This is a genomic window from Candidimonas nitroreducens, assembly GCF_002209565.1.
Taxonomy (GTDB): Bacteria; Pseudomonadota; Gammaproteobacteria; order Burkholderiales; family Burkholderiaceae_B; genus Candidimonas; species Candidimonas nitroreducens.
This window is the reverse complement of sequence record NZ_NJIH01000007.1, coordinates 219,844-242,273: the sequence shown is the minus strand read 5'-3', so window position 1 is coordinate 242,273 and position 22,430 is coordinate 219,844. Positions and strand designations below refer to the sequence as shown.

Below are 22,430 nucleotides of genomic sequence, written 5' to 3'. Positions count from 1 at the left end.
CTAGCCAAATGGAAGTCGTCGGCGTTGCCGTGCCGGACGGCGCTTGCGATACGCATATTCACTTTTATGGGCCGCTCGCAAAGTATCCTCCTCCTGAAACTCCACGGTATGAAATTCCCGATGCCTGCCCGGAAGATTTATTTGCTCTTCAAGATGCGGCAGGTATCTCGAAGGCGGTCGTGGTCAACGCGGCAGTCAGCAGCCCCGATAATCGGCGCACGTTCGACGCACTGAGGCAATATCCGAGCAGGCTGCGTGGAATCATTACTGAGCCGGTTGGTATACCCACTGACGCCGAGTTGGAACAATGGGATGCTCTTGGTGTACGGGGTGTTAGGTATTCGTACGTGGGAAAGCGAGTGGAGGGGTTTGACAGCCGACTGATTGCTCGCATTGCCGAGCTGGGCTGGCACCTGCAAATACAGGTGGAAGACCTGCAGATACTCGACCTGGACGGACTTGTGGCGGACTTGCCCTGCCAGCTGGTTATTGACCATATGGGGCGGATCCCCGCCGCACTGGGAGTACAAAGCGCTCCATTCCAGTGTCTCTTGCGCATGGCTGCCAAGGGAACGACTTGGGTGAAATTGTCTGCGCCTATGCGATGCTCCGGCGAGCGCCAGCTGCCTTATGCCGATGTTCGGGACATGGCGCAATTGTTGATGAAAGAGAGCCCTGACCGAATGCTTTGGGGTTCCGATTGGCCGCATGTGAATCACGCGGGGCCTATCCCCGCCTATGCAGAATTATTACGGCTGATATGCGAATGGGTGCCGGAGGAAGGCCTGCGCAGAAAATTGCTAGTTGACAATCCCACCGTCTTATATGGCTTCTAAAAGCCTTGGTGAACGAATGGAAGGAGGTATTAGTAATGGGTGAGGATGAGCACACGATGGCTCCTGCAGCTTATTTCAAGCACATGCTCCGACGTGGGCATTTTATGATCCAGCGCTGCTCGGTGACAGGAAATGGTGTCTTTTATCCCCGTGTGATTTCGCCGTATTCCGGCAAGTCTACCCTGGAGTGGATAGAGGCATCGGGCACTGGCACTGTTTATTCCACGACAGTTGTCCATCGCAAGCCAGAGCGCGGAGGAAATTACAACTTAGCCCTCATCGATCTGGACGAAGGCGGCAGGATGATGAGTCGGGTCGAAGATATCGACCCTGCAGAAGTTCGCATCGGGATGCGAGTTCGTGCAGATATTGTGGAACAGGGTGGCGAGCCGGTGGTTGTTTTCAGGCAGGCGGTCGCACTATCGGATAACGACACCAGGAGCAACATGTAATGGCGCATTCGTTGCGAGGCAAGGCTGCTGTCGTAGGGATTGGGACGACGGCTGGCTGGAATAGCCCGGGATTCAGCTCGTTGGATCAATTGGCCCAAGCCGTGCTGGCCGCCGCGTCGGATGCCGGTATCTCGGTGTCGGAAATTGATGGTCTCTTCGCGGCGACACTGTCGCAGTTCATGCCTGCGCTGTCCGCTGCCGAATACCTCGGAATCCACCCTGCTTATATGGATGGCACCAACATTGGCGGTTCGTCGTTCGTAGAGCATCTGATTCCCGCAATGGCTGCTTTGGACGCGGGCCTGTGTTCTGTCGCCTGCATATGCTATGGATCTAATCAGTTGTCTGCGGGTGGAAAGCTGGCCACGCTGTCGGAGCCCCAGATTTGGGAAGAGCCTTATCAACCGCGAAACCCTATCGGCGGATATGCGTTGGCGGCAGCCAGGCATATGCATGAATATGGGACGACGCGCCGCCAATTGGCTGAGGTTGCGGTCGCAGCGCGAAAATGGGCGCAGTTGAACGAAGCAGCGTACGAGCGACAAGCTTTGACCATAGAGGATGTACTGTCGTCGCGACTCGTTTCCGATCCACTTTCTGTGCGGGATTGCTGCCTGGTCACGGATGGCGGGGGCGCAGTAATACTGGTACGCAGCGATAAAGCTAGGGATTTCCCAAATAAGCCCGTGTACCTACTGGGGGCGGGCGTGGCTACGTCTCATCGGCAGATATCGTCGATGCCCGACCTGACGGTGACTGCCGCAGTCGAGTCCGGGCACAGGGCCTATGAGATGGCGGGCTTGTCGGCGAAGGATATCGATGTTCTGCAGCTGTACGATGCATTCACCATAAACCCCATACTGTTTTTAGAGGACTTGGGATTTTGTCCCAAAGGGGAAGGGGGGCGGTTCGTGGAGAATGGCGCGTTGGCTCCGGGAGGCGTACTGGCGGTCAATACCAATGGCGGTGGCCTCTCTTGCAATCATCCAGGCATGTACGGCGTATTTACCATCATAGAAACCGTAAGGCAGTTGCGCGGAACAGCCGGTCAGCGCCAGGTGTCTGGTGCCGAAGTCGGGCTGGCGCATGGAAATGGCGGCCCTCTTTCCAGCCAGGCCACGGCAATTTTCGGTACGGGCATGACCCTTTAGGTGCTTTATTCATCATGCGCCGCACAGGCGTGTGCGGGGGTATGTGCGCATCACCCCCTGCACGCGTCTTTTGATAGATCCAGTTGATTCCAGGAGGCCGGAATGGCCGAATCAGTCTCGTTCGACGCGCGTGGAGAAATCGCGCTGATCAAAATTGAAAATCCTCCAGTCAATGCGCTCTCGCAAGCGGTACGTAGCGGGTTGGCGGCGGCGATATGCCGCGGAGAGCAGGACACGCGGATCAAGGCAATGGTGCTGATTGGCGGAGAGCGCGGCTTCAGTGCCGGTGCGGATATCCGCGAATTTGGAGAGCCGCCGCGGCAGCCATTGCTGCTGGACGTAATCGATGTAATTGAACGCTCGTCAAAGCCGGTCATCGCTGCCATACAAGGAACGGCCTTGGGTGGCGGGCTGGAGGTGGCTTTGGGTTGCCATTTTCGTATTGCATCCCCGGATGCCGTGATGGGGCTTCCGGAGGTCAAGCTGGGGTTGTTGCCCGGGGCGGGAGGGACGCAGAGGCTGCCGAGACTTATAGGTGTGTCAGCCGCGCTGGAGATGATCGTGGAGGGAACCGTGGTTTCCGCCCAGAGGGCGCTGGTACTTGGCCTTGTCGACGAGCTGGCACCAGGCGGCCTTGAGGCCCACGCGCTGGATTTTGCCCGGGGCATTGTCGCCTCGGGCAAGCCGGTGCGCAGGGTGAGCATGTTGGATTGCGAGCCCTCGGATCAGAGTGTCTTCGAGGCATATGTCGAGACAGTCGAACGCAAGCGTAGAGGATATATCGCCCCGTTGCGTTGTATTGCGGCTGTTCGGGCTGCGACCGAACTGCCTTTCAAGAAAGGCCTGGAACGCGAGCGTGCCATGTTTCTGGAGCTTGCGGCTTCGCCCCAGTCCAAGGCGCAACGCCATGCATTTCTTTCGGAGCGCGCGGCCGCGAAAATTCCCGATATGCGGGCAAAGACGGCGATCGGGACTCTGCCGATCGATTTGGTCGGCGTGGTTGGTGCGGGGACGATGGGCACGGGCATTGCCATGTGTTTCGCCAATGCAGGGGTTCCCGTCATGCTGGTCGAGGCAAACGCTGACAACTTAGAGCGCGGCATGGCATTGGTACGCAAGAACTATGCTCGAACCATGGCTCGCGGTGGCTTGTCTCAAGCCGAAATGGACAAGCGGGTGGCATTGATCCGGCCGTCGGTGTCGAACGATCAACTCGCCCAGGCAGATCTTGTAATTGAGGCCGTTTTCGAAGAACTAGAGGTGAAGCAAAAGGTTTTTCGCATGCTGGATCAAATATGCAAGCCCGGGGCAATCCTTGCGTCGAACACGTCGTACCTGAACATCGATCTGATTGCTGACGCCACCGCGCGCCCAGAGTATGTGCTGGGCATGCACTTTTTCAGCCCCGCCAATGTCATGCCTCTGCTCGAGAATGTGCGCGGCGCCAGGACGCTGCCCCAGGTATGTGCAACCGCCATGAAAATTGGGAAGCTAATCGGCAAGACCCCGGTAATGGTTCGGGTATGCGACGGTTTTGTGGGTAATCGAATGCTTGCGAAGCGGACACGTGAAAGCTACTTCATGCTGGAAGAGGGGGCGACTCCACAGCAGATCGATAAGGTGCTCTATGACTTCGGCTTTCCGATGGGGCCGTTTGCTATGAGTGATTTGGCGGGCGTCGATGTCGGTTGGCTAAACCGCCAATCTCGCCTTGCAAACCTGACATCGCGCGAGCGGGCGTGCGATATTTTGGATCAGATCCATGCATTGGGCCGGTTCGGACAGAAAACGGGGGCAGGCTTCTATCGCTACGATGCGGATCGTCATCGCTCTGTCGATCCGGAGATTGAAGCGCTTATCGTCAATCACTCAAAAAAAAGAAACATTGAGCGACGGCAAATTTCAGATGTGGAGATCCTCGAGCGGTGCCTCTACCCGATGATAAACGAGGGCGCCAAGTTGCTCGAAGAGGGGATCGTAGATCGCCCCGGAGATATCGACGTGGTATGGCTGAAGGGCTATGGCTTTCCTGCATTTCTGGGGGGGCCGCTGTTTTATGCCGATCAGATCGGGCTGCCGGTCGTTTACGAGGCGCTGCTGAAATATCAGGTAGTGCATGGCGACCAATATTGGAAGCCTGCGGCATTGCTGGAGAACATGGTTCGTTCCGGTAAGCGGTTTTATACGTGAAGGGTGAGCCGAGCATATAGATAAGCTACAATCTGCTTGTTAACCTGAATTGGGTTGATAAACAGTAGAGTGCGTTCAAAGGCAGGTGCAAGACATGAATGAATCTTCTGGCTTGGCGCTGCTGGATATGGAAGGGGCGGTTGAAGCCCGTCTGTTTTCGGGGCGGCAGCTTCTTACATTGACGCTTTCTGAGCAAATAGCGGCGCAAATCGGAGATCGCATCATCGCGGGCGCTATCGAGGACGGCACACCGCTTCCCGAGCAAGAGCTTGCCGAGCGCTACCAGGTGAGCAGAGGCCCCATTCGCGAGGCATTGCGCATTCTTGAGCGGGAAGGACTTGTCGAGCTGCACCCTCGTCGTGGGGCAACCGTGACCAGCTTGAACTCGACAGAGCTAGCCGAAATATACGAGATCCGGGCAAGCCTTTTGTCGATGGTCGCGCGCAAGAATGTTGCTTCTCATAGTGCGGAATACCTGAACCTTCTGGAACGCACCATAGAGCAGCTCGAGCATATGTTGGGCGATACTCTCGAAGATGCCACCCGTTATGCGGAAACGGTGTTCCGCGCGTCTCTGAATTCCGCGATGCTGACGCAAAGTAAACGTTTGGCGAACATTGTCACTTCCTTATCGCTGCAAACACTGCGCTATTCAAAGCTCGGGCTGCGCTCCCAAGAGAGAAGAAAGCGCTCGTTTCTACTGTGGAAACAGGGGTACGAAGCCGCTAAAACTGGCGATGCTGATCTTGCGGAGAAGTTGTCCCAATTGCGTATGAAAGAGGCGTGGCAGGCCATGGTTTCTGCGCTCGATGATTCCGGAAAGAGCTAAGGTTCCGGCTCTCGTAGCCGGCTGGCCTGCAATGACCAGCGCTTGTCGCGGGCAATAAGAAAGCATCTTTAAGCCGCCGGCGCGCTCCGCACGCCTGTGCGTAGCGCCGCCGTGCTTGCGGCGCGTGGACGGAGCGACTCCGCTTCCTTTGCGCCGGCTGTTTCGTTGGCCTATTTCCGTGGCCTCGAACCCCATTCCTCCCTGTTTGGCAGTCGTGCTTATCCCTAGGGGCCTTCGCGTCGCCTGGAGAACGGCTCGCTCGTGGGTCACGCATCTGCGCGGAGCCCTTGCGTTTCAGGCTTGTCGCTCTTGAAATGCATTGATTCCATAAGTCGACTGTGTTATTGTTAACAAAATCATTGTTAAAAAATATAATTGATCTGTGTGGCAATCGGTGCGTCACAGCTGGAGGAATGCATGAGAGAAGTAGGAGTTAAGAACACACACCAGCTCGAGCGGAAATTGCCGCTGAGCGGAGTCCAGGTGATTGAGATCTGCAACACGGTGGCTGGCCCGGCCTGTGGCCGCCTGCTCGGTGATTTTGGTGCGGATGTAATCAAGATCGAGCCTCTCGAAGGAGACTCGGTGCGCCAACTTGGAAGCCATGTCGGAGACATCTCGCTCTATGCCGCCTCCGTACTGCGCAACAAACGATCAGTCTCCATAGATCTGAAGTCTTCAAGGGGGCAGCAACTGGCGTTCGCGCTGATGTCGAAGGCCGATATCGTCCTGGAGAACAATCGTCCTGGAGTGCTCGAACGCCTCGGGCTGGGGTATGAGCAGATGTCGGCAGTGAATCCGGGCGTCATCTATGTACGAATCAGCGGCTTTGGGCAAGATGGGCCTTATGCCAAACGGCCCGGCTATGGTGCTATTTGCGAAGCGCTGGCTGGTGTGAGGCACATGACCGGAGACCCCGACAGGCCGCCGGCCAGAGTTGCCCTTGCCACTACCGACTATCTGACTTCGGTATATGCCGCGTTCGGAGCGCTCGGAGCGTTGCGTAGCCGCGATGCGACCGGCCTCGGTCAGGTTGTGGACGTCGCTCTTTATGAAACCGCATTTACCCAGCTCGAGCCGTTGGTGCCGGCTTATCAGAAGCTCGGAAAAGTGCCTACTCGTCAGGGGCCGAATTTGCCATCGATGGCCCCCAATAGCTTATATCCGACCCGCGACGACAACTACATTCTCATCGCAGCCAACAGTAACGCGACCTTCGAGCGTCTATTAAAAGCGATGGGGCAGCCCGAGCTTGTGCGGGATCCGCGATTCGCAACTATCCGGTTGCGCGGCGAAAAAGCCAACATGCTGGCTTTGGATCAGATCATCTCTACATGGACTCGCGGCTATGACGTGCTCGATCTTGCTGAAATGCTGGAGAGCGCGGCCGTCCCGTCATCCCGCGTATACACGATTGCCGACATATTCGAAGACCCCCATTATCGGGCCCGCGGCATGCTTGAATCCGTGCCTCATTCCGAGCTTGGGGATACGACCCAAATAGGAGTCGTGCCGCGCTTATCCAGGACTCCTGGGGCGATACGCTTCACTGGCCCCGAACTCGGCAGCGACACTCGGGCTGTATTGCAGAAGGAGCTGGGCCTCGATGGAGATGCGATCGATGATTTGATCGAGGCAGGGGTTGTCAAGGCCAACGCGTGAGGCGCGGTGCCAAATTTTCGAACACAGTGGGGAATGCATCATGGAGTTTGAGTATCACGGCGAGCAGTGGAAGTCAGAGTTCGAAGAATTGCACAGGCGTCGCGTATTGGCGGCCGCAATGGGCGGAGAAGAGGCACTGCGCAGGCACAAGGAAAAGGGTCGTCTGAATGCTCGCGAACGCATGAATGTGCTCGTCGATCCGGGCAGCTTCCGGGAGATGGGGAGGATTGCCGGAAAGGGTGTCTACGACAGCAACGGGCGCTTCATGGATATGAAACCCGTAAACGCGTTATTTGGCGTAGGCAAAATAGAGGGGCGGAAAGTAGTCGTAGCCGCGGACGATTACACGCTTCGCGGCGGATCGTCGGAATCCACGATTTCTGAAAAATGGATCTATGCGGAAAATTTGGCGATGACTTTGTCCGCACCATTAGTGCGATTGGTTGACAGCGCCGGGGGAAGTGTCAAGTTGCTGGAGCAGCAGGGCGGCAGCAAGATTCCAGGATATCCGACCTGGCCCGCGGTGAGTCTGTTGGATCATGTGCCGGTGGTGGGCATTGCGCTTGGATCATGTGCCGGGTTGGGGGCCATGAAGGTTCTGCTCTCGCATTTTTCCGTCATGGTGCGCGATCAGTCCCAGGTGTTTGCTGCTGGGCCTCCAGTCGTCAAGCAGGCATATGGAATCAATATCGAGAAGAACGATCTGGGTGGATACAAGGTTCATCGTAGAAGCGGTCTAGTCCACAATGAGGCGGTCGACGAAATGGATGCCTTTGCGCAAGCCCGCCGATTTCTCAGTTATTTGCCCCGCAATGTCAACCAGCGGCCCGCGCGTGTCGAAACCGGAGACCCGCCGGAGCGGGTGGAGGACTGGTTGGCCGATGCGATTCCCCATGATCGCCGGAAAATATACGATCCCCGCAAAATTCTGGCCGCGATTTGTGATCAGGACTCCATCTTTGAGATTGGGCGGTGGCATGGCGGCTCCGTGATCACGGCGCTGGCGCGGATCGATGGCTATCCGGTCGGGATACTCTGCAGTGATCCTCGAGTTGCGGGTGGAGCGATGACGACGGTGTCGGCGTATAAATCTGAGCGGCATATCAATCTCTGCAAGATATTCGGGCTGCCGGTCATCAATTTCGTCGATCAACCGGGAAATGAGACGGGGCCTGACGCTGAGGCCCGCGGAACCTTGCTGGCTGCCGTGCGTGTATTGACGACCGTGGAAAAAAGCCGGGTACCCTGGTTTTCCGTGATCATGCGCCGTTGCTATGGAATGGCTGGTGGGATGCATGCCCCAAAATACTTCCCCCAATTGAACCACCGTATTGCGTGGCCTTCAGCTCGCTGGGGATCGATCCCGATAGAGGGTGGCGTGTCGGCCGCTTATCGCACCGAAATCGAGTCTGCACCTGACCCGCTGGCTAAGCGCGAGGAAATAGAACAACGGTTCTTGAACCTTGGCTCGCCGTTTCGTACAGCAGAGGCATTTCGCATTCTCGATATCGTCGACCCGCGCGAGACGCGCGCCATACTGTGCGATTGGGTCGCTGATGCCTGGGAAGTACTCGCGACCCGAAGCCCGCACAGGGGGTGATGGCTGGTATGCAAGACCCGGTTCCGATGCTGGTGGCCGTGGTGTAGCTCCATAGTTATGAATGTGGCGGATGTTTATTGTTTCCGAGGAGATGGGCGATGAGTAGAGAGGAATTGTTGTGCGATATCACCGGGCGTGTCTGGAAGGTCGAGAAACCGGTGGGTAGCCAGGTAGCTGAAGGAGACACGGTCATTGTGGTCGAGTCTATGAAGATGGAAATTCCGGTGGCTGCGACTACCGCTGGCCAGATTACCGAGCTCAGGGTCAAAGAGGGTGATGAAGTGAGCGAGATGCAGGTTATCGCCGTCATCAATTCTTGATTGGAAAACAATGAAAAAAGTATTGATCGCCAACCGAGGGGAGATCGCCTGTCGCATCATTCGAAGCTGCCGTCGTCTTGGCATTCAGACGGTCGCCGTGTATTCGGAGGTAGATGCCGATTCTAAACATGTTGTGGAAGCAGACGAGGCTTATGCGCTCCAAGGGAAAAGCGCAACGGAAAGCTATCTGAGGGTCGATCATATTCTGGAGGCTGCACGCCGCAGTGGCGCCGACGGGATACACCCCGGATACGGCTTCCTAGCCGAGAACGCCGAATTCGCTCGGCAGGTTGAGCGCGCGGGTATTGTCTGGATTGGCCCGACCCCTGACTCCATCTGTTCAATGGGGGATAAAGAACGGGCGCGCTTATTGGCCGAAGCGGCCGGCGTACCTGTGTTGCCTGGCAGTACTCGCTTTGCTGTGGGCGACACTGATCACATCATAGGTGCGGCCGCAAGTGTCGGATTCCCGCTGCTTGTAAAAGCCGCCGCGGGAGGTGGTGGAATAGGCATGCGGCGCGTCGACCGGCAGGAGGATCTACTAGCCGTGGTGAAGGCCACGCAGCAAATGGCGGAAAGGTCGTTTGGAGACGGTACAGTGTACTTGGAGCGTTATGTTTCCCCAGCAAGGCATGTAGAGGTTCAAGTCTTCGGGTTTGGGGATGGTCGTGCCATCCACTTGCATGAGCGCGACTGTTCCATACAGCGACGGTTTCAAAAGATAATAGAGGAAAGTCCGGCGCCAGGAATACCCATCGATGTTCGTGAGCGTATGCTGCAGGCTGCGCTGTCCCTATGTCGGCAAGAGCGTTATCGAGGTGCGGGTACGGTTGAATTTGTCGTGGATGCACGTACCTTTGAATTCTTCTTCCTGGAGATGAACACGCGCATACAGGTCGAACACCCTGTTACCGAGATGGTTGCAGGCGTGGATCTGGTCGCCATGCAATTGCAACTTGCAGCGCAGCAGCCGCTTGCTGTTGTCAACCAAATTGATATACAGACAAGTGGGCATTCCATAGAGTGTCGGTTGTATGCTGAACGGCCATCCAAGAATTTCCTGCCATCCACGGGCATATTGGAGAAACTACGCTTTCCCACTACGAATGAGACCTTCCGGCTTGAATGTGGAGTGCGCGAAGGAGATAGAGTCACCCACTTTTATGACCCCATGATCGGGAAGATCATATGTCATGGCGCGGATCGACCCTCCGCACTGCGTCGTATGCTCGAAGTATTGGCACAGATCGAGATCGAAGGCGTACAGACCAATATTGACTTTCTGATGAAAACGGTATCTCACGAAGCCTTCAAGACGGGAATGGTATCCACCAGCTTTATTGAAGAGTGGAAGAGCGAGCTGCTTTCTTGAGCTTTGTGCATATCTGGGTTTACATGCCACGTAGCTGCATCATCCGAGCATGGGATTGCTTGTTGCTGATCAAGTGCCGGATTAGGGTGAATGACGCTGTTCCCTCGGTGACGAGCAGGTTATTGCGGGTGAGAATGTCTATAGCTTCAATCACCAGCTGCGTATCGGAGTAATCTGCTGACTGGGCTACTTGCCCAGAGACTGGGGCTGCCTAATGCTCGTGCCCGTCGAATTGGCCTTTTGGCGCTTTGCCGTTTTCTTCAACGACATTCCAGACCGGCTATCCCTCGGGCACCTGAAAAATATCCAGCATTGCCGCGTTTACGGTTCCCGCATCGACGCCGGCCATTACATTGTTGGCCGGCATGTAATAGCACTCGTGCGTTGCGGCGTGCTTGGGTGCCGCACCTTCCCGATACAAGGTCATTTTGCCGTCCAGCGCGCATGTCGCGCCGCCGTAGTCATGGCGATGCAACCGGGGGCGTGTTCCCGGAACGTGAGTGGTGCGCGTGACGATGGTTTCATGGCCTTTGCCGTCGAGGGCCCTCCAGCAGCCTTTGCTCTTTGACTGGGTGAAGAAGGTTGCAAATTGTGAATTCACCGGTTCAGTCGCGGCTATAAGCCATGTACCGGATGATGCGCCACTGCCCGTCGCTTTCTTTCCTGAAGATATCGAGGCCGGATTCGGTACTGGTCGCGTCGCCGGGAGAAATCTTCAGGATCCATTCGAGCCGGACGACGGCCATTGTCTTGTCGGCCATGATTTCTTTGATGCGGAGGTCGTAGTGGAAACGCCGCCGCTTGTCGCCGAGCGCTTTGCGGATGATTGCGCAGCGGGTTTCGTAGTTCGCTTCGCCTTGGCCCTGAACGTCGGAAACCAGTGATTTCGAAAACAGGTCGCAGGCGGCGGCCGTGTCACGGTTGTTGAAGCTGTCCGCCCATTGCTGCAAGCGGGTTCGGATCTCGGCCGCATCGCCTGCGATTGCGCCCGCGCAGCAGAACTGCAGCGCGAGGATCGATAAGAAAACGCCGATTCGGGTATGGTTCATCCGTGCAACCGCCTTGATTTAGACGGGCCCGGCCGCCGCAAGCCGGGCTTCCTGCGAGTGATTCGCCGCCCGGCCCGCGGCAAGAACGGGTGTCGGCATAAGGCCTATGGCTATGGCTTGGCCGCGCCTGATTCTATCAGCAAGATCTTCCAGCGGTCGTGCTCTTCTTGCACGAAATTTTTGAACTGCTCGGAGCTGCCCGGCACGGGATCCGCACCTTGTTGCACCATTATCTTCGATACTTCAGGAATCTGAACGATGCGGTTCACGCTGTCGTGCAGTTTCTTTATGATGGCCGGCGGCGTACCCTTGGGCGCGAACATGCCGAACCATGACCCCGCGCGGAAGCCCTTGAAGCCGGCCTCGTCCATGGTGGGTACATCGGGCATCGAGCGTGAACGGTGCGGGCTGCTGACGGCCAGGGGCTTGAGCCGGCCGGATTCGATCAGCGAATGGACGGAGGGGATGGTGGCGAACATGAACTGTACGCGGCCTGCCAGCAAGTCATTGAGCGCTTCTGCGCCTTTGTAAGGCACGTGCGTGATCTTCAGGTTGCGGAGCTTGCCCATCAGGTAGCCGGACAAATGCGAGGATGTGCCCACTCCTGTGGAACTGAAGTTGTATTCGCCGGGGTGGGCTTCGATATTCTTCACCAGCTCGTGGATGTCCTTGACCTTCAGGTGCTGCGGGGCGACCACCAGCACATTGGGCACGTCCGCGACTTCGGCGACGGCGATGAGGTCGGTTAGCGGGTTATAGGACAATTTGTTCAGCGTAGGGTTGATGGCAATGGGGCCTACGGAGTCCACGATCAGCGTATAGCCGTCGGGCTTGGAGTTGACCACATACCCTGTGCCGATATTGCCGCCGGCTCCGGGCTTGTTTTCCACCACGAAGGGCTGGCCGAACTCGCGGCTCATGTGTTCGGTCACCAGCCGGGTCAGGATGTCTGTGGTGCCGCCCGGCGAGAAGGCCACGACCACCTTCACCGGCTTGTTGGGATAGTTGGCCGGCGCGTCGGCCGCCGATGCCGGTACCGCCAGGCAAGCGATGGCCAGCGCGGCGGTGGCTAGGCGTCCGGCCGCTTTGGCGACGCCGGCCAGATGTATCTTGTTTGAATGCTTACTTTTTTGCATGGCTTGACTCCTCAGGGTTGCCGAAATCGGCTTGTTGTTCAACTGCCGGCAGCAATGGCAGGCATGTGGCGGCCTCGGGGGAAGACATGCGGGCGATGATCATGGCGGGGCGATCGGGCCCCCCCGGAAAGGTCTTGCCGTTGAAGCTTGCGCAATAGAGCAAGAGTAAGCGGTTCCCCCAACCCATGGGGAACCGCCACTGCTCGGCGCTCGCGCAATATGGCTGGCCACCCATGCCCGACTAGCCATGGCAGCCGGCCGGCTGCTGGCGGCAGAACCGGCCGCGGGCCGCCACTATGGCCCGGAGCGTTGCGGCCGCGTCAACGGAATTGCCAGATCCTCACCTCGATCCCCCATTATTTCTTTAGTTGATTCGGTACAGCATAGGGTGCCGGAGTGTTTCGCGCTAGTAGGTGACCGCTTAAGGCGTGTTAAGTATTTATGAACGCGCGATTCGCCATTGGTCTGTAAGAGAATGGTCCGATTAATGTAACTAATCGATGATTTAGCTAGCACCGATTATGAGCTTGTCACGAATAGAACATATTGTTACTCTACCTAAAAAGAACAGGGAAGGGGTGTAACTATGATCAAGAGACTATTTCGGCCTGCGTCCGTGGTGGCTTTGGCGGCGACGGCCGCTTTGCTGACTTCATGCTCCGATTCCGACTCCGGCAGCGACAAGGTCGCGTCGGCCAAGCCGAATATTCTTTTCATCGTGCTCGATGATCTGGGCGTGGATCAGATGACGTCCTATGGCTATGGCGGCGTCGATCCAGCCAGAACCCCCAACTTGAACGCCATTGCCCATGCTGGCGTGCAGTTCCGCAATGCATGGGCCATGCCCGATTGCACGCCCTCGCGGGCCACGTTCTTCACTGGGCGCTATCCGTCCCAAGACAATATACAGAATGCGATCGTGGCGACCGACCTGGCCAACTCGTCGACCTCGCCCTATGTGTTGACGCTGCCCAAGCTGTTGCATACGGTGGGCTATACCAGCGCTCTGATCGGCAAGATGCACCTGACCGGATCCGACCTGAACAACGCGTTCAATCTGCCCTACGGCTACGACAGCATGTGGAAGCTGGGCTTCGATTACTTCGACGGCTTCCTCGACGGCGCTCCCTACAACATCGATACTCGCGCCGGCCTGACGACCAAAGGCGCCGACGTCGACAGCGGCCCGTACAAGTGCGGCTTCATCCCCACCAAGCACATCGACGCGGCCAATGGCGCCGATTCCGGCGCCTGCTATCTGGCTGATGGCAGCTGCTCGCAGCTTTCGATAGGCGGCGATGTCACCACCCCGGGCCGCAGCTGCATGGAACGCGGCGGCATCCTGGATCCGGGCCAATCGTGCAAGTCCACAGTGCCCAGTTACATCGACTTCACGGCACAGAACGGCTACTACACCGGCAGGTGGGTAAAAAGCACGGAAAAGGGCAACGGCTACGTGATGCCGGCCTCCGATCCCTCTTCGCGCGGCTACCGCTCCATCCTCGAGACCGACCGCGCTCTCGACTGGGCCAAGCAGCAGCCCAGCGACAAGCCCTGGATGCTGACGGTGGGCTATTCGGCCATCCACGCGCCGCTGCAGGTGCCGCCCGTATCGCTGATCGCAGACGACACGCCGGGGCGCAACGACAATCTGGTGTGTTCGACCCGGGCCGACTCGGAAAACACACCGGTGGTCACGCAGCTTACCGATGTCGTCGACAGCCACCTCATCACCAACTTGATGATCGAGGCCCTGGACAAGAAAATCGGCGATCTGCTGGTGGGCCTGAATCTTGCCCAGTACAAGGCCGACGGCTCGCTCGATTACCACCCCGAAAAGACCAATACCGTGGTCGTGGTCATAGGCGACAACGGCACCTATGTAGACAGTGTCAAGTTCACTGCGCCGGGGCGGTTCGACCCCACGCGCGCCAAGGCCACCCCGTACCAGACCGGTGTGTGGGTGCCGCTGCTGGCGGCCGGCCCCATGGTTGCTTCGCCCGGGCGCGAGGTGCCGTCCATGGTGGGCTCGGTCGATCTGTATCGTCTGTTCGCCGACATTGCCGGCGCCAACCTGGACGCCGCCATCCCGGCCAGCCAGCCCATCGACGCCCAGCCCATGCTGGCCTACCTGACCAACCCCAGCCAGGCCAGCATCCGCACTACCAATTTCACCGAGATGGGCACCAATTTGCGGGCCACCGATGCGTCCGCCAGCGAGTCCCCTTGCGTGATACCGGCGGCCAACAATGTCTGCACCACGCTGTTCCCGCAGAAAGGCGTGTGCCTGACCCAGGGCGGCATCTGGTATGGCGACAACCTGTCCAGTGAAACCAGCGGCATTCCGGCAACGGGCTATCACAACTGCTGCCAGGCCCAGGCGTACCGCCTGACCAAGGGCGAAGACACCACCTTCCTGCCCACCGCAACCAAGGCGGTCACCGACGGCACCTACAAGCTGGTGCGCCAGACGCGCAACCAGTGCGACCCGGCCATGGGCACGGCGGCTGATCCCACCGCCTACGGCTACAGCAAGACCGCCTACGGGGTCGAGGACGAGTTCTACAAGATCGATACCGCCACCCCCAATCCCGCCCTGGACAAGGAAGGCAGCCAGCTGACCGCGATTACCGCGCCGCCGCTGGATACGTCATCGCTCAGCCCCGAGCAGCAGCAGGCCTACTCCCAACTCAAGTCCCAAATGGATCAGCACGATGCCGTGGCCGACTATAACTGGAACTACGACACCGTGAATTGCCCGGGCGATGGCAATCATGACGGCGTGGTCGATCAGAAGGATCTGGACAACTGGAAAGAGCTGAGCCAGCTCAATGGCGGCCAGTCGAGCTGGTACGACTTCAACCACGACGGCAAGACCGACGCGGCCGACCAGCAGATCATCCAGAGCAATATGGGCAAGACCTGCCACATGAGCTGAACTCGCCCAGGCCGGTGCGCGGCCTGGCGGCTCTTCGACGAAAAGCGCTTCGGCGAGCCCGTTCACGCGGGCTCGCCTCTTTAATGCTACGGCACGTCAGTCGAGCTTGATGTGGCGCTCTTTGGCCAGATCGTGCCATTTCTTGTATTCGGCATCGATGAAGGTTCGCGATTCCGCGGCCGTCATGTGCATGGCCTGGGTGGATTCGCGCGCAAACATGGCGGCCATGTCTTTGCTCGATATGGCCTTGTTGATGCTCTTGTTATAGAAGTCGAGCAGCTCTTTCGGGGTTCCCGAGGGGGCGAAGAAAGCCCACCAGACATCGACCGTGTAGCCGGGGTATATATCGGCGACCGGCTGCACGTTGGGCAGGAAGGGCGAAGGCTTGGCGCTTGTCACGCCCAGCGTCGTGACGTCGCCGGACTTCATTTGCCCCAGAATCGACGCGGGCGTGGAGATCATGAAGTCCACGCGTCCGCCTACCATGTCGATGATGGCGTTGGAAACGCCCTTGTACGGTATGTTCTGGAACTTGCCGCCCGAGCGCGCCATCAGCAATTCCGAGGCCAGATGCGCAATCGAGCCCAGACCGGGGGTGCCGTAGGTCATGTGCTTGCCCGAGCTCAGCGCCTGCTTCAGGTCTTCCAGGGATTTCAGCCCAGACGCCTTGGACGCGACCAGCACCATCGCGCCCTTGGATACGACGGAAATCGGCGACAGGTCTTTCAGCAAGTTGTAATTGAGCTTGCGCCCCACGGTATTGGTAACCACCGAGGACGAGCTGAAAAGCAGCGTTGCGCCGTCGCCCTTGCTCTTGGCGACTTCGTTCGTGCCGATCGTGCCGCCCGCGCCCGGTTTGTTCTCGACGATGAAGGTCTTGCCTGTTTCCTCCGTCAGTTTTTTAGCAATCGCACGGCCAAAGGTGTCGTTGCTTGCCCCTGGGGAAAACGGCACGATGATCCGTATCACGTTGGGGATGTCGACCTTGGCTTGCGCTATGCCGGCCAGGCCAAGACTGCATGCCGCGGTCGCGGCCAGCCTCCAAAAAGGTTTCATTTCTTCTCCTGATCTCACTTTAGTGGCAGCCGGAAAAGATCTTTTTCGGCCACAAGGTGAGATCCTATCATCGAGATATCACTATTTCAAGAAGAAATGAAAACAGAGCGCCAGAACACTGTTCCGGCTATAGAGCCGGGGTATCGGCGACTCGATTCAGTGTCATTTTGTAGGTGAAGTTGTGTCCGGGGTAGGTGTTCACCGTGACTTCGAACGGCACTTCGTCTTCGAAGAAGTAGCGGCGAACCACTTGCAGGGCCGGACTGTACGGCGTGGCGCGCAGAAGCTGCGCCTCTTCGGGAGACACGAATACTGCCTGGATCTCCTGCTCGATTTTCTGGATTTCCATGTCGAAGGCCCGGCTGATCTGCGTATAGACGGCCTCATCCATTTCGCGGTCGTGGGCCACCGCAGTCAGGTAGGGCTTGCGCACGTAAATACGGCAGATGGCGATGATCTGTTCGGGATCCGCCTTGCTGGTGCGCTGCCCCATCAGGCGCAGTGCGGCGCTGCCCGCCGGCATTTTGAATACGGGCGTGTCTTCGGGGCGCAGCGTCAGTGATTCGCGGCGCAGCACCCGGAATCGGGTCGCGCCGGCGCCGTACGACACGAGCTCGGAAATAGAGCGGGATGTCAGCATGAAGCTCTGGCTCTGCTGGCGCGCAATGACGCGCGTCCCGACGCCATGGATGGTTTCGATCAGCTTCAGCGCGCTCAAGCGCTTGAGGGCCTCGCGTATGGTCGTGCGGCTGACCTTGAAACGCGCGATCAAATCGCTTTCCTTGGGCAGCAGCGTGCCTACTTCCGGATAGCCGCTGGAGATTTCCTTGGCCAGCAGGTCGGCGACGAGCACGTATTTCGGGGCATTGGTTCTCATGAGACTTTCCCGGATCTCCATGGTTTTTTATGACTTGTGAGAATGTTAACCAATATCGCCATGCTGCTGGGCTTCTGTAATGGTTTTGTTTTATAAAAGCATGATATCATTATATCAATTAAGGCTGCACTGAATAAAATGAAAGACTTTCCTCATGTCCAGTTCGAGGCGGGCGCCAAGGGCCCGCTGGCCGGCATCCGGGTGCTGGATCTCTCGCGCCTGGTGGCGGGCAATGTGTTGACACTGCAATTGGCCGATTTCGGCGCAGACGTAATCAAGGTCGAGCCGCCCGGCGGCGACTCGCTGCGCAACTTCCGCAGTGACGGCTACGACACGTGGTGGAACACGTATTGCCGCAACAAGCGCAGTGTGAGCCTGGATTTCCGCCACCCCGAAGCGCTTCCGCTGCTGAAGAAAGTGCTGCCGACGGTCGACGTGTTCGTCGAGTCGTTTCGTTCCGGCACGCTCGAAAACATGGGGCTGGCGCCGGATGTCATCCATGCCATCAACCCCAACATCGTCATTGTGCGGATCACGGGATGGGGGCAGTCCGGCCCGTACAGAACCAAGCCGGGTTTTGGCACGCTCGTGGAAGGCTATACCGGCTTTGCGGCCATCAACGGTTTCAGCGACCGCGAGCCGGTGCTGCCCCCCATTTTCCTGGGGGACATGGTCAGCGGCCTGTACGGCTTCGGCGCAACCATGACCGCCTTGTGGAACATGCGGGTCAACGGCAAGGGCGGGGAAATCATCGATCTGTCGCTGTTCGAGCCCACGGTATCGGTGCTCGGGCCGCAGGTCGGCGCCTATGAGCTGACCGGCAAGCTCAAGGCCCGCACCGGCAGCCGCTCGAACACGACGGCGCCGCGCAATGTATACAAGACGGCGGACGGCAAGTGGATCTGCCTTTCCACCTCGACAGAGACCATGGCCAGGCGCTTCTTCACGCTGATAGGCCACAGCGACATCATCGAGAATCCCGAATACAGCACTGCACGGGGCCGGCTGCGGCATGTCGAGTACATCGACGGGCTGGTGGCCGAGTGGTTCGCCAAACAGCGTTTCGCCGAGGCGTTGGCGCTGTTCGATCGCGAGGGCGTGACCGCCGGGCCCGTTTATGACGCGAGCGACTTGATCGAAGACGAGTACGTGCGGGAACGGGAAGTGTTCGTGCGCCTGCCGGAAAGCCAGAAGCAGCAGCTCATGCACAACATCACGCCACGTTTTGCCCGCGACCCGGGAACCTTCAGATATCGCGCGCCCCACATCGGGGAACATAACGAGGAAATCCTGGCGCCTATCGTCGGCCAGGACGCATTCAAGGCTTTGCAGGCCGGAAACGTGGTCTGCGCAAACAAGGAGAGATAAATGGCGTTGCTTGGAACTCAGTTGCAAGGGCCGGCGGTATGGAAGGGGCCCGATATCGATTGGCAGGAACACGGCCTGCACGTGCTGTCGCCCGCAGAGGTCGAGGAAATCGATGCGGCGTTGAAACACTTGAAGTCGCTGGGCAAGGTCGACTTCCCGGATATCACGCCGGATAACTTCCCCTTGGACAAGGTCGGTGCGCTGATGCGCGGGCTGCCGCATCGCCTGCAGGACGGGGCGGGCTTCCTGATGCTGCGCGGGCTGCCGCGTGCGCGCTACAGCGACGACGAGATGGCGCTGGTCTACTTCGGCCTGTCTTCCTATATGGGCCGGCCGATGACCCAATCGTATCTCGGCGACATGATGGGCCACGTGATGGACGTCAGCGACCTCGAGCCTAAGTCGCGGGGCTATCGCAAAGGGGGCGGGCAATTGATGCACACGGACTCCTGCGACATCATCGGCTTGATGTGTCTGCGCACGGCCAAGACCGGCGGCGCCAGCCGCATCTCCAGCGCGCTGGCGGTGCACAACTATATGGCCGAGCACTATCCGGAATATTTCCGCATTCTATGCGATGGGCTGTGGCTGAAACGGGCCGACGAGGACGGGCGCCATGCGACCCGCACCTACAGCGAAGACAGGGTGCCGTTCTTCACCGAACAGAATGGCCGCGTCGTGTGCTACCTGCCCACGGGGTACGCGCGTTTGTGCGAGAAGAGCGGCCAGCGCCCCTACACGCAAGAGGAATCCGATGCCTTGTATCGCGTACGCAAGGTCGCCGCAATGCCCGAGCACTTCCTGGACATGGGCTTCAAGGACGGGGACATCCAGTTCTTGAACAATCGCAGCATGGTACATGGCCGCACCGATTACGAAGACTACCCGGAACTCGAGCGGCGCCGGCATCTGATGCGCATCTGGATACGCGCCAAGGACTGGGATCCCATGCCGCCGCGGCAGGTATTCCATACCGACGAAGACATGCGCTTGTGGTCCTTGCACCGTAAGCCGTTTACCGAGATGCCCTCGATCCATGACGAGCGCCTCAAGGAAAATACCGCCGCGCGCATGGTGGATTGAATCGCATTGCGATGGACATTCGCGACCTGCGCTACTTTCGTGCCGCCGCCGAGTACGGCCATCTCGGCCTGGCGGCCGAAAGCCTGCGGCTGACGCAGCCGGCCATCACGAAAAGCATCAGGCGCCTGGAAAGCGAAATCGACGGCAAGCTGTTTGCTCCGGACGGCCGCCGCCTTCGGTTGACGGCGGCGGGCAAGTTGTTGCTCGCCCGGGCGCGCATCGTCGATTCCAGCCTGCAGCAGACTATCCGGGACGTACAGCGCGAGGCCCGGGGCGAGGCGGCTCGCGTCAGGCTCGGCGCATCGCCGCTCGTGGCCGAGTCTTTGTTCCCACGCATCGCGGCTGCCTCGCGCCGGGATGCTCCAGGGCTGGTGCTGGATCTACGTATACGCGAAAGCCGCCAGCTTTGCGTCGACATTGCCGCCGGCGAGATCGATATGGCCGTGGTGCCCGCGCCGGACACGCCGGTCGGCGATGCGGTGGTCACTCACTTGCTGGACGACTCGCTCGTCGTGGCGTGCGCGGCCGACCATCCGCTGTTGGTCGTCCCGCAGGTTCGACATGCTGACTTGTGCGATTATGATTGGGTGCTGCCGGACGAGCGGTCTCAGGTGCGCCGGCATCTGAACGACCTCTTTTTAGCCCAGGGCCTGCCCCAGCCTTCTTGCCGCATCGAGGTTAACTCGGTGCTTGCTGCGCCGGGGCTGGTGGGTACGTCCCAATTACTCGCTTTTACATCGCGGCTCAGCCTGCAGGCCGGCCGTTTTGCCGGCATGCTGCAGGAGCTGCCGCACGCGCCTATTCGTGCCGAACGGCGCATTGTGCTGGTCACCTGCAGGGACGTGTCCAGGGATCCGATCAAACGCCACACTGCCGCCCTCATCAAGGGCGAAGCAGAGGCGATTTTTCGTGGCTTGTAAGCGCGTCGGTAAAACTTCGCGATTCTGCGTGCCGTGCCATCGGGCTCGGCTGCCTGAGCGGTTATCAATTCCTTCGTTGAGTGGTGTTTGGCTTTAATTATAGTGATGTTATTATATCAAAAAATCAAAAAATAAGAAATATAACAAACTGCACGGATCGATTTGACAGGCATTCCAGGTTTTTGGCTACAGGCAAGCGGCTCCGCAACTTTGCAGTCCGAAGGGAAAATTGCTGGAAACATGGCGTATATCGGGCATCGTGAGTGATGCTGCAGCGGCCTTGTGCGTGCCTGAGGCTTTCTGTGATGGTGGCTCGAAGCAGGCAGGTAATTTGGCTGGCTAACAGTGCCTTGATTTCGGTAACTTGCATAGATATAATTACATCGCTATATATATTAGCTATCTGAGCTGACATGGCTGTGGAATCGGATTTGATATTTCGCTGCTGAGAACGGTCGAAATGCCATCTAGTGCGTGTTGGCGCCAACAGTACTTGGGTATGGAGGAGCGAACGATGATAAATAGACGTGTGGCGGGCCGTACGGGTAAAAGCATGCACAGGGTGTTACTCGTGCTTGCCGCAATAATTTCGTACTTGTTTTTCGTATTGCCGGTAAATGCGAGTGCTGCAGGAAGTTGGCCGGATAGGCCTATTCGCATTGTGGTGCCGTTTGCTGCAGGAGGGAGTAATGATGTTATTGCCCGCCGCCTGGCTCATGAATTATCGGTGGCGCTCGGGCAGAGCGTCTTGGTGGAGAACAAGGGCGGTGCCGCAGGGGTGGTGGGGTCGGCTGTGGTCGCTCATTCGGCCCCGGACGGCTATACCTACTTGTTCGTGTCGGCAACGCTGGCTACCAGCGCCGCTACGCAGAATCCACCATATGACACCTTGAAGGACTTTGATGCCGTAGCACGGGTCGCCGATGCGCCGTTTGTGATGCTGACGCGCAATGGATTCCCCGCCAAGACCTTGCCCGACTTCATAAAGTACGCCAAAGCCCATCCCGGCAAGATCAACTATGGAACGACGGGAATTGGCGACAGTGGCCATTTGCTGACCGAACTTTTCAGTTCTCTGGCGGGCATCAAAATGCAGCCGGTTGGCTATAAGGGCATAGGGCCGGCCCAGATAGATTTGGTTGCGGGAAGACTGGATTTCATAATCACCACACTAGCTTCGATTACGGGCACGCCGGCGGCTACGCTGCCGAAGCTGGCATTTACGGGCCGCGCGCGCGAGCCGGAGTTTGCTTCCGTGCCTACGGTGCGTGAGGCTACAGGCCTGGACTATGAAGAGACCGTCTGGTGGGGGCTGTTTGCGCCGAGTGGCACGCCTGATCCGATCCTGGACAAGATGAATAAGGAAGTAAGCCGCATCGTCGCACTTCCCGAGTTCAAAAAATTTCTGTCCGCCCTGGGGGCCAAGTCTTCTCCTGCCAGCCGAACCGAGTTCATGGCGCAGCTCAAGCAGGATGTGAAAATATTTACCCAGACTGCCCAGCGTAGCGGCATCAATATCGCTGGCAAATGAGCGGGCGTTGATTGATAGAAGGCACGGGCTCTTCGACACAGCTATGCGGGCACGTAGTGC

Annotated in this window: 19 protein-coding genes; 14 read left to right on the top strand and 5 right to left on the bottom strand. The window is 58.3% G+C overall.

Going from position 1 to position 22,430, the window contains the following annotated elements:
- Positions 1-8: 8 nt before the first annotated feature.
- The 9 genes from CEY11_RS13190 to CEY11_RS13150 all read left to right on the top strand — a co-directional run bounded on the left by CEY11_RS13190 (position 9) and on the right by CEY11_RS13150 (position 10,412).
- Positions 9-836, top strand: coding sequence for an amidohydrolase family protein (locus CEY11_RS13190; RefSeq protein WP_158215307.1), 828 nt, complete (start codon positions 9-11; stop codon positions 834-836).
- A 35-nt stretch (positions 837-871) separates the two neighbouring features.
- Complete coding sequence (locus tag CEY11_RS13185) at positions 872-1,288, top strand: Zn-ribbon domain-containing OB-fold protein (RefSeq protein ID WP_088603868.1); 417 nt, start codon at positions 872-874, stop codon at positions 1,286-1,288.
- Positions 1,288-2,439, top strand: a complete 1,152-nt coding sequence (locus tag CEY11_RS13180) for a thiolase (RefSeq protein WP_088603867.1) — start codon at positions 1,288-1,290, stop codon at positions 2,437-2,439. The genes CEY11_RS13185 and CEY11_RS13180 overlap by 1 nt, the downstream gene beginning before the upstream one ends.
- Positions 2,440-2,541: 102 nt before the next feature.
- Positions 2,542-4,629, top strand: coding sequence for a 3-hydroxyacyl-CoA dehydrogenase NAD-binding domain-containing protein (locus CEY11_RS13175; protein WP_088603866.1), 2,088 nt, complete (start codon positions 2,542-2,544; stop codon positions 4,627-4,629).
- Positions 4,630-4,723: 94 nt separating this feature from the next.
- The gene (locus tag CEY11_RS13170) at positions 4,724-5,458 is read left to right on the top strand and encodes a GntR family transcriptional regulator (protein ID WP_088603865.1); all 735 of its coding nucleotides are present in this window, start codon (positions 4,724-4,726) and stop codon (positions 5,456-5,458) included.
- A 417-nt stretch (positions 5,459-5,875) separates the two neighbouring features.
- Positions 5,876-7,120: a CaiB/BaiF CoA transferase family protein gene (locus tag CEY11_RS13165; RefSeq protein WP_088603864.1), complete on the top strand. Its 1,245-nt coding sequence runs from the start codon at positions 5,876-5,878 to the stop codon at positions 7,118-7,120.
- Between the two features lie 40 nt (positions 7,121-7,160).
- Positions 7,161-8,720: an acyl-CoA carboxylase subunit beta gene (locus CEY11_RS13160; RefSeq protein WP_088603863.1), complete on the top strand. Its 1,560-nt coding sequence runs from the start codon at positions 7,161-7,163 to the stop codon at positions 8,718-8,720.
- Between the two features lie 98 nt (positions 8,721-8,818).
- Positions 8,819-9,040, top strand: coding sequence for a biotin/lipoyl-binding carrier protein (locus CEY11_RS13155; protein ID WP_088603862.1), 222 nt, complete (start codon positions 8,819-8,821; stop codon positions 9,038-9,040).
- A gap of 10 nt (positions 9,041-9,050) precedes the next feature.
- Complete coding sequence (locus CEY11_RS13150; RefSeq protein ID WP_088603861.1) at positions 9,051-10,412, top strand: acetyl-CoA carboxylase biotin carboxylase subunit; 1,362 nt, start codon at positions 9,051-9,053, stop codon at positions 10,410-10,412.
- Between the two features lie 280 nt (positions 10,413-10,692).
- Here CEY11_RS13150 and CEY11_RS25135 read toward each other — a convergent pair whose 3' ends face one another.
- The 3 genes from CEY11_RS25135 to CEY11_RS13135 form a co-directional block, all read right to left on the bottom strand.
- A complete protein-coding gene (locus CEY11_RS25135) occupies positions 10,693-11,013 on the bottom strand; it encodes a cupin domain-containing protein (RefSeq protein ID WP_143322823.1) in 321 nt (106 codons plus the stop codon).
- A 4-nt stretch (positions 11,014-11,017) separates the two neighbouring features.
- Positions 11,018-11,461, bottom strand: coding sequence for a YybH family protein (locus CEY11_RS13140; RefSeq protein ID WP_088603859.1), 444 nt, complete (start codon positions 11,459-11,461; stop codon positions 11,018-11,020).
- 110 nt (positions 11,462-11,571) lie between these two features.
- Positions 11,572-12,597 carry a Bug family tripartite tricarboxylate transporter substrate binding protein gene (locus tag CEY11_RS13135; protein WP_088603858.1) on the bottom strand — a complete coding sequence of 342 codons (1,026 nt, stop codon included), beginning with the start codon at positions 12,595-12,597 and terminating at the stop codon, positions 11,572-11,574.
- 586 nt (positions 12,598-13,183) lie between these two features.
- On the opposite strand from CEY11_RS13135, the gene CEY11_RS13130 reads away from it, so the two are divergent.
- On the top strand, positions 13,184-15,535 hold the full coding sequence (locus CEY11_RS13130) for a sulfatase-like hydrolase/transferase (protein ID WP_088603857.1): 2,352 nt from the start codon (positions 13,184-13,186) through the stop codon (positions 15,533-15,535).
- Between the two features lie 96 nt (positions 15,536-15,631).
- Here the strand turns inward: CEY11_RS13130 and CEY11_RS13125 are convergent, their stop codons facing one another.
- Both CEY11_RS13125 and CEY11_RS13120 read right to left on the bottom strand, forming a co-directional pair.
- Complete coding sequence (locus tag CEY11_RS13125; protein WP_088603856.1) at positions 15,632-16,591, bottom strand: Bug family tripartite tricarboxylate transporter substrate binding protein; 960 nt, start codon at positions 16,589-16,591, stop codon at positions 15,632-15,634.
- A 127-nt stretch (positions 16,592-16,718) separates the two neighbouring features.
- A complete protein-coding gene (locus CEY11_RS13120; protein WP_158215306.1) occupies positions 16,719-17,468 on the bottom strand; it encodes a GntR family transcriptional regulator in 750 nt (249 codons plus the stop codon).
- 138 nt (positions 17,469-17,606) lie between these two features.
- Between CEY11_RS13120 and CEY11_RS13115 the strand changes: the two genes are divergently transcribed.
- The 4 genes from CEY11_RS13115 to CEY11_RS13100 all read left to right on the top strand — a co-directional run bounded on the left by CEY11_RS13115 (position 17,607) and on the right by CEY11_RS13100 (position 22,370).
- Positions 17,607-18,836, top strand: a complete 1,230-nt coding sequence (locus tag CEY11_RS13115) for a CaiB/BaiF CoA transferase family protein (RefSeq protein WP_088603854.1) — start codon at positions 17,607-17,609, stop codon at positions 18,834-18,836.
- Positions 18,837-19,919 (top strand): TauD/TfdA family dioxygenase, encoded by a 1,083-nt coding sequence (locus tag CEY11_RS13110; protein WP_088603853.1) that lies wholly within the window; start codon positions 18,837-18,839, stop codon positions 19,917-19,919.
- Positions 19,916-20,839, top strand: coding sequence for a LysR family transcriptional regulator (locus tag CEY11_RS13105; RefSeq protein WP_088603852.1), 924 nt, complete (start codon positions 19,916-19,918; stop codon positions 20,837-20,839). The genes CEY11_RS13110 and CEY11_RS13105 overlap by 4 nt, the downstream gene beginning before the upstream one ends.
- Positions 20,840-21,353: 514 nt before the next feature.
- Positions 21,354-22,370: a Bug family tripartite tricarboxylate transporter substrate binding protein gene (locus CEY11_RS13100; RefSeq protein ID WP_158215305.1), complete on the top strand. Its 1,017-nt coding sequence runs from the start codon at positions 21,354-21,356 to the stop codon at positions 22,368-22,370.
- The last annotated feature ends 60 nt before the right edge of the window (positions 22,371-22,430 follow it).